The organism is Mesorhizobium sp. M7A.F.Ca.US.005.03.2.1 (assembly GCF_003997795.1).
Taxonomy (GTDB): domain Bacteria; phylum Pseudomonadota; class Alphaproteobacteria; order Rhizobiales; family Rhizobiaceae; genus Mesorhizobium; species Mesorhizobium ciceri.
Genome location: NZ_RZRP01000253.1, coordinates 1 through 7,446, shown reverse-complemented (window position 1 = coordinate 7,446; position 7,446 = coordinate 1). Strand labels below are relative to the sequence as shown.

Annotated in this window: 8 protein-coding genes and 1 pseudogene; 5 read left to right on the top strand and 4 right to left on the bottom strand. The window is 61.8% G+C overall.

Features of this window, described 5'->3' with window-relative positions:
- From EN991_RS15880 to EN991_RS40895, 5 genes and pseudogenes are all read left to right on the top strand, one after another.
- Window positions 1-451, top strand: a pseudogene (locus tag EN991_RS15880) (branched-chain amino acid ABC transporter permease); the annotation flags it as partial.
- A gap of 27 nt (window positions 452-478) precedes the next feature.
- A complete protein-coding gene (locus EN991_RS15875; protein ID WP_024502114.1) occupies window positions 479-1,126 on the top strand; it encodes a class I SAM-dependent methyltransferase in 648 nt (215 codons plus the stop codon).
- Window positions 1,127-1,217: 91 nt separating this feature from the next.
- On the top strand, window positions 1,218-2,276 hold the full coding sequence (locus tag EN991_RS15870) for an aminopeptidase (protein WP_127369108.1): 1,059 nt from the start codon (window positions 1,218-1,220) through the stop codon (window positions 2,274-2,276).
- A 336-nt stretch (window positions 2,277-2,612) separates the two neighbouring features.
- Window positions 2,613-3,557, top strand: a complete 945-nt coding sequence (locus EN991_RS40900; RefSeq protein WP_245460981.1) for a hypothetical protein — start codon at window positions 2,613-2,615, stop codon at window positions 3,555-3,557.
- Between the two features lie 56 nt (window positions 3,558-3,613).
- Entirely contained in the window at window positions 3,614-4,096 is a 483-nt protein-coding gene (locus tag EN991_RS40895) for a gamma-glutamylcyclotransferase family protein (protein ID WP_245460980.1), read from the top strand.
- A gap of 201 nt (window positions 4,097-4,297) precedes the next feature.
- Here the strand turns inward: EN991_RS40895 and EN991_RS15860 are convergent, their stop codons facing one another.
- From EN991_RS15860 to EN991_RS15845, 4 genes are all read right to left on the bottom strand, one after another.
- Entirely contained in the window at window positions 4,298-4,531 is a 234-nt protein-coding gene (locus EN991_RS15860; protein WP_024502111.1) for a hypothetical protein, read from the bottom strand.
- A 103-nt stretch (window positions 4,532-4,634) separates the two neighbouring features.
- Window positions 4,635-5,018, bottom strand: coding sequence for a VOC family protein (locus EN991_RS15855; protein WP_127369107.1), 384 nt, complete (start codon window positions 5,016-5,018; stop codon window positions 4,635-4,637).
- Between the two features lie 95 nt (window positions 5,019-5,113).
- The gene (locus EN991_RS15850) at window positions 5,114-6,094 is read right to left on the bottom strand and encodes a 2-dehydropantoate 2-reductase (RefSeq protein WP_013528521.1); all 981 of its coding nucleotides are present in this window, start codon (window positions 6,092-6,094) and stop codon (window positions 5,114-5,116) included.
- A 2-nt stretch (window positions 6,095-6,096) separates the two neighbouring features.
- Window positions 6,097-7,446, bottom strand: a 1,350-nt coding sequence (locus EN991_RS15845; protein ID WP_127369106.1) for an acyl--CoA ligase, incomplete at its 5' end; no start/stop codon positions are given.

Below are 7,446 nucleotides of genomic sequence, written 5' to 3'. Positions count from 1 at the left end.
GTTCCTGATCGGCGTCTTCGCCATCTGGCGCATCGTCAACTCGCCGTTCGGCATGATCCTGCGCTCGATCCGCGAGAACGAGAACCGCGCCATTTCGCTGGGCTATTCCGTCGCCAACTACAAGCTGGGCGCCTTCGTCATGTCGGCGGCCCTGGCCGGGCTGGCCGGCTCGCTCAAGGCGATCGTTTTCCAGTTCGCCACGCTCACCGACGTCACCTGGCAGATGTCGGGCGAGGTGATCCTGATGACGCTTCTCGGCGGCATCGGCACCATGGTCGCGCCGATCATCGGCGCCAGCCTTGTCATTGGCCTGGAAAACACGCTTGCCACTTCCGGCTTTCCGGTGACCATCGCCACCGGCCTCATCTTCATGGTGTGCGTGCTGATCTTCCGGCGCGGCATCGTCGGCGAATTTTATGCGCGGATTTTCAAGCGGGCGGGCAAGGACTGAGCACCGGAATCTGGGGGCCGCACGCCAATGTTGGACAACTACGCGGTGGACGGGTTTGGCGTGATCCACCAGGTCGACTCCAAACCGATCAAGTATGACAAGCAGTATATTTCCTATTACGAGGACCTGAGTGACCGGACCATCAAGCTCGGATATCAGCGACTCGGCTGGGTGCTGGGGATCACTGGCGAGATTCCCCGGTCCGTGCTGGAGATTGGATATGGCACCGGCACATTCATCGAAGCCGCGAAAATAACCGGGGTCGCCGACTGCGCCGGCTGCGACATAACCAGGTTTCCGCTGCCCAAGGGCGTCCGCTTCGTCGATTGGGATGAGGCGCTCTCCAGCTCGTGGGATCTCGTCGCCATGTTCGATGTGCTTGAGCATATCCCGGATCTGGGTTTCCTCGCCCGGCTTAAGGCCCGCTACCTGGCCGTCGCCGTCCCTTATTGCCGCTGGCGCGAGCTCGGCGCCGACGGCGACGCCTGGTTCCGGACGTGGCGTATGCGTCTTCCCGACGAGCACCTCCACCACTTCGATCGTGACTCGCTGGTGGCACTCCTCGCACACAGCGGCTTCGAATGCATGACGCTGAACTGCTTCGAGGACGGGATCAGACTGCGCCCTGGGGAAGTGGGTCCGAATATCCTGTCCGGATTCTTTAGAAAGCTATAGACCTCGATCAAATCGATGCGGCTGCTTGGGACCTGGGGCAATCGCGACAATCGCCCGATCGGTACGGGAGCACTGCTGTGGGCAAATCGTGATGCGCGCATTCTTTCGATTGGTTGCCGTTATGATCGTGGTGTCCGGTGTGACCGGCTGCACCAGTGTTTCATATTATGCGCAATCCGTGCAGGGTCATCTGCGGATCATGACGGCGCGCCAGGATGTCGGAAAACTGATCGAGGACCCTTCGACGCCGAAGGCATTGCGCGCTCGAATGGCATCGGCGAGCGCCATACGACAGTTCGCAACGGATGAACTGGCGCTGCCCGACAACAACAGCTACCGCAGCTATGTCGATATCGGTCGGGACTCGGTGACATGGGCCGTCTTCGCCGCGCCGGCATTCTCGCTGACGCCGCGAACATGGTGTTTTCCCGTTTTCGGCTGCGTGCCCTACCGGGGATATTTCTCCAGGAAGTCCGCAATTGAAACCGCTGCCGAACTTCAAGGACAGGGCATGGATGTCTATGTGACGGGCATCACCGCATATTCCACGCTTGGCTGGTCGAGTGACCCGCTGCTGAGCACGATGTTCAGCGAGGATAAAACCTATCTTGCAGGGCTGGTGTTCCATGAATTGGCCCACCAGCGCGTCTACGTGCACGACGATTCCGCATTCAACGAGTCGTTCGCTGTCGCCGTCGAAACGACCGGCGTGAAAAAATGGCTGCGCGCGGCTGGCGATACCGCAGCATTGCGCCGTTACGAAGCCGCCCGGAGGCGCAAAGCTGAATTTCTTGCGCTGGTGTCGCAAACACGGGACGAGTTGGCGAAAGTCTATTCCAACGCCGGAACCTCGGAGCAAAAACTGGCCGCGAAGACGGCCGCGATCGAACGGCTGCGGATGCGCTACCGACACATGCGCGACAGGCGCTGGGGCCGATACCGGGGATACGATGCCTGGTTCGCTTCCCCGATCAACAATGCAAAGCTCGCCGCGACTTCCGTCTATAGCGATCGGGTGACCGCGTTTCTCCGCCTGTTCGATCTGTGCTCGGGCGACTATGTCAGGTTCTATGCGTCGGTCCGACGGATTGGCGCACTGGACCAAGCTCACCGTGCCGAAGCCCTTGCGGCGGCAGATCGCTGTTATTGAGTCGGTCGAAGTGACGGCCAGAAGTGTCGCGATTTATGATTTTGGTGGAATGAATCGCCTATGCACTCGGCAGCCGATGGAGGAGTTGAGTGGATCATTGGTTGGCCGAGCTCCAAAACCTCTCCGACATGATGGGCCGGTAACGGACCGGCAGGTTCCGGCATCCGACAAGTGACAGCGGCCGCTGAATTCGGTGGACTAACGTCTCAAATTGGCCCAATGCGGATATCCCGCGTTGCAGCGCTGGATTTTGAAAGCTCAGTGACATCGGACTATTGTTGAGGCTGTCGCAAACCCTTTGCAGCGCTGTATGACAGGCGTTCGCGGGAGACAATCATGTTGAAGGCTACCGAAGAGGAGATCGAGGAGGTCCAGGAATACTTTGAATGGCAGGCGCCCGACCTCGAAGTGACCTTTATGCAAAAGGTCTACTCGGAATCTGTCCTGAACACTCGCCACGATGTGTGGGATATCCATACCAACAAGGATCGCTGGTGGGTCATCACGGGCGGCACAAACCTCTACTCTCAGGAGCAGTTCCCAAATATGGACCTTGCTCTCACCTTCCATATTGGCCTGATGCTCCGCATTCCGCGTACGGAAAAACAACAGGAGGGAGATCTACGCATACTCCCGTTCGGTCCCGTCTTCGAGAAGATGGAAGAATCCGGCACCGCTGTGACGCAAGCGCATAATCTCGCGGACTATCAAGCTGTAGGCGTCCGCTGCCGGGAGGCGCTTCTCGAACTGATCAGTGTCGCGCAGGACGCGGCAATATGGACAGGCACGCTGCCACAACGTGCGAACTTCCGCGTTTGGACGGAGATCATCTGCAACGATCTTCTGCCGGGCGACACCAACAAAGAGCGTCGCGGGACCCTCAAGAGTGCGCTTGAGTCCGCATGGACGTTTTCAAACTGGCTGACGCATTCAAAGTCGGCCACTTGGATTGATGCCGAGATGGCGCAATCGTTGATCCAACACGCCATCGGCATGGCGACATCACTAATCATTCGCGAGTTGCGCGGGGTGCCTCCGGAGTGCCCGAACTGCGGTTCGCCGCATCTCGAACCCGAGCATGGCGGAAATAATGAGGCACCCGGTATACTTTGGGAACGACCGCGCTGCGCCGACTGCGGATGGGCAGGCAGGCCAGTTCCAATCCTTGATCTCGAGGACGGACGGCCAATCATCACACGCGAAGGCGAAGAAACCGACGAGTGCAGCATAATGACGGTACCGTTACGAACGATCCTGAAGCCGGGACGATCGAACCGCTGAGGAACATAGAGACCGGCCCCCCCGAACACGTCGTCTATTTTGCCTACGGGTCAAACATGTCGACCGCCCGGCTGCGCGAACGCATGCCGAGCTGCAAGCCACTCGGCATCGCCACCTTGCCGGGTCATGAACTCCGTTTTCATAAGCGTAGCGTCGACAAGTCCGCGAAGTGCAACGCATTGGCCACTGGCAACGAGAATAGCGTGATCGGGGTTCTGTTCAGCTTCGACCCTGCCGAACGTGCTGAGCTAGACAAGGCCGAAGGCGTCGGAATTGGCTACGAGCACGCGACGGTCACGGTCATTAATGACAAAGGTCGTAGGCGAAAGGTCCTTACATATCTCGCCACTTCCGACTACATCGACGACAGCCTCAAACCTTATAGCTGGTATAAGGACTTTGTCCTTGCAGGTGGCAGAGAACACGGACTGTCACCGGAGTATATTGCCAAATACATCCAGTCGGTTGAGGCGATCGAAGATTCCGACAAGACACGGGACAATAAGCAGCTGGCCACGCTCGGAAGTTTCGGGCGGTGAGACTACGGTGTCGGGGCAAGTTGCCCGGCCACACTGCGGACCCGATGTCCGCTTAAAGCGCAACACGCGACCGCATTCAGATGTATGCTTTGGGTAGCCGCAATCAACATCGTTGCGGCAAACATACAGCGCAGTCCCGACGTCCAGATGGCGACGGACCGAATCGAGAAACGGCGCGGTTGAGATCGCCCGTGCGCGGTTCTATTGGTCCGAAAACGTCACGCTCACGCCGCGTTGCCGAAAATAAGCCTGCATCAACTTGCGGCCCGAGCGGTTGTTCTGCGCCAGCTTGGTCGGATCGAACACCGCCTGTTTGATCCCCTCTCGCGTCAGCGCCGCCTTAAGCGCCGCGATATGTGTGTCGATGTCGGCATTGTCCGCCCGGAGCGAGGCATAGATGCTCTCGGTCGCCTCGGCCACGGTCAGTTCGCTCATTGGTGTCGTCCTTTGGTTGGTTGGGCGGCGCTTAGCACAGATTCGCGGTCCGCCGATACCGAGACCGTCAGTACAAAGCGCCCATCGTGAAATCGAACCGTCCTTATGGGGCTTCGTAGAGTTCCAGCGGCAATCCATCCGGGTCCCTGAAAAAGGTAAACCGTTGGTCTGTGTATGGATCGATCCGGATTGGCTCGACGGCAACGCCTGCGGCTTCCAGGCGGATAATCACGGGATCAAGATGAGCCACCGCGAATGCCAGATGTCTCAGGCCTGTAGCCTCTGGGTGGGACGGCCGCATCGCCGGTGCAGGGAAGGAGAACAATTCCATTTGGGCCGACCCGATCCGCAGATCCGCCTTCCATGACTGCCGCTCCTCCCGATAAACCTCCCGGATCAGATCGAGGCCGAGGAGTTCGACGTAGAACCGTCGCGACCGGTCGTAGTCGGTGCAGATGAGCGCGACGTGGTGAATGGCGTTCAGCATGCTGCTAACCCTGGTCAAGCTGGGAGATGAGGCCAAGGCGCTTCAAGGCCTGGATCGTCGCGCCCTCGCCACGGTGCTGATCAACCCCGAGCCCATTATCCATAACACCCGCGTTCCACCGCCAGCCGCCGCACCAGCGCCAGCACGGCATCGATGGTCGGGGTCGGCTTGTCCGTTAGCCTGCCAAGTTCCTGTACCGCGCTCACCAGCGCGTCGATCTCCATCGGCCGGCCACGCTCCAGGTCCTGCAGCATCGAGGTCTTGTGCTCGCCGACATCGCCGGCGCCCTTGATGCGCCGGTCGACCGCGATGGGAAAACGCACGCCGAGGCTTTCGCCGATCGCCTGCGCCTCCAGCATCATGGTGCGGGCGAGCGTGCGGGTGCCCTCGTCGGCAACGATCGCGGCAAGCGTGCTGCCGGTCAGCGCCGAGATCGGGTTGAAGGAGAGATTGCCCCACAGTTTTACCCAGATCTCGCTGCGGATGTCTTCGCGCACCGGCGCCTGCAAGCCGCCCTTGACCATCTCCTCGGCCAGAAGCGTGACCCGTTCGCTGCGCTCGCCCGAGGGTTCGCCGAGCGAGAAGCGTTTGCCCTCGACATGGCGGATGAGCCCCGGCGCATCTACCTCGACCGCGGGATAGACGACCGAGCCGATGACGCGGTCCGGTCCAATCCGCTGCCAGATCGCGCCGCCGGGATCGACCGCGTTCAGCCTGGTGCCTTCGAGTGGCCCGCCGACGCCGTGGAAATACCACCACGGCACGCCGTTCTGCATGGTGACGACTGATGTGTGGTCCCCAAGCAGCGGTGCGATCTGGTCGAGCGCCGGGGTGAGGGAATGGGCCTTCAGCGCCAGCACGACATAATCCTGCACGCCAAGTTCCTCGGCCTTGGCGGCGGCCCGGACGGGGACGGACGTCTCCTGGCCATCCTCGATCAGGCGCAGGCCATCTGCCTTGATCGCTTCCAGATGGGCGCCGCGCGCGACGATCGAGAGATCGGTGCGGCCGGCGGCGGCAAGCTTGGCAGCGAGATAGCCGCCGATCGCACCGGCGCCGAAGATGGTGATCTTCATCGTCAAAGCCCGAGTTTGGCGGCAAGGCCGATGCGCTGCAATTTGCCGGTCGCGCCCTTGGGGATCTCGTCCAGGATCAGGATCTTGCGCGGCACTTTGAAGTCGGCAAGCCGCGTCGCGGCATAGGTGCGGATGTCGCCCTCAGTGGCGCTGATGCCTTCGCGCAGCACAACCGCCGCCGCCACCTCCTCGCCAAGCTTGTCATGCGGCATGGCGAAGGTGACGACCTGCGCCACCGCCGGATGGTCCATCAGCACATCGTCGACCTCGAGTGGCGAGATCTTTTCGCCGCCGCGATTGATGATCTCCTTGAGCCGACCGGTGACCCTGAGATAGCCATCCCCGTCCAGCACGCCCTGGTCGCCGGTGTGGAACCAGCCATGCGCGAAAGCCGTGGCGTTGGCATCCGGGTTCTTTTCGTAGCCCGTCGTGACATTGGGCCCGCGGATGACGATCTCGCCGGTCTCGCCTGCATCGAGCAGCCGCCCGTCGGGCGCCATCACAGCCACCTCCGGCCCGGCGGAGGCACCAACGCTGCCGGGCTTGCGCTGGCCCGGCGGCAGCCGGTTCGAGGCCATCTGGTGAGCCGCCTCGGTCATCCCGTAGGATTCGATCACTGGGCAGCCGAAGGTCGCTTCCAGCTCGGTCATGACCTGCGCCGGCAGCGACGCCGAGGACGAGCGGATGAAGCGCAGGCGCGCCGCCGCCAGCGCCTCGGTGTTGCGTGCCGCGCGGGCCAGGATCGCCTGATGCATGGTCGGCACCGCCGTGTACCAGCTCGGCTGCGCCTCGCTCAGCCACTGGAAGAAGCGCAGCGCGTTGAAACCCGGCGTGCAGTAGATGCTGCCGCCGGCAGCCAGCGACGACAGCACGGCCGCGATCAGGCCGTGAATGTGGAACAGCGGCATGATATTGAGGCAACGGTCATCGGCCGTCAGGCCAAGGGTGCCGCCGATATGAGCTGCCGAGGCCGCGATGTTGGCATGGCTGAGCGGCACCAGTTTTGGACGCGATGTCGTGCCGGAGGTATGCAGCAGCAGCGCAATGTCGCTGTCTTGCGCCATGTCGGGCGGGGCCTTCGGTCCGATCGCCGCGCCCTCGATAGCAAAACTGCCGGCGGGTGTGCCGGGCTGCACGACAAGCCGCAGCACGCCGATGCCGAGGCGCTCGGCCACCGTCACCGCGGGGCCGGTCTCACCCTCCGCGACAAGGATCGCCTTGGCGCCGATGTCGGTCAGGTAGAAATCGAGCTCGTCGGCCCGGTAGGCGGGGTTGAGCGGCGTCGTCGAGGCGGCGGCCGCCACGGCGACGAAGGCGGTGGCCATCTCGGGCCCGTTCGGCAGCACGATCGC

Excerpts from the sequence above, each read along its gene's own strand:
- EN991_RS15870 (WP_127369108.1), top strand. The coding sequence starts at position 1,218 with ATGCGCGCATTCTTTCGATTGGTTGCCGTTATGATCGTGGTGTCCGGT.
- EN991_RS15855 (WP_127369107.1), bottom strand. The coding sequence starts at position 5,018 with ATGCTGAACGCCATTCACCACGTCGCGCTCATCTGCACCGACTACGAC.
- EN991_RS15850 (WP_013528521.1), bottom strand. The coding sequence starts at position 6,094 with ATGAAGATCACCATCTTCGGCGCCGGTGCGATCGGCGGCTATCTCGCT.
- EN991_RS40900 (WP_245460981.1), top strand. The coding sequence starts at position 2,613 with ATGTTGAAGGCTACCGAAGAGGAGATCGAGGAGGTCCAGGAATACTTT.
- EN991_RS15875 (WP_024502114.1), top strand. The coding sequence starts at position 479 with ATGTTGGACAACTACGCGGTGGACGGGTTTGGCGTGATCCACCAGGTC.
- EN991_RS40895 (WP_245460980.1), top strand. The coding sequence starts at position 3,614 with ATGTCGACCGCCCGGCTGCGCGAACGCATGCCGAGCTGCAAGCCACTC.
- EN991_RS15860 (WP_024502111.1), bottom strand. The coding sequence starts at position 4,531 with ATGAGCGAACTGACCGTGGCCGAGGCGACCGAGAGCATCTATGCCTCG.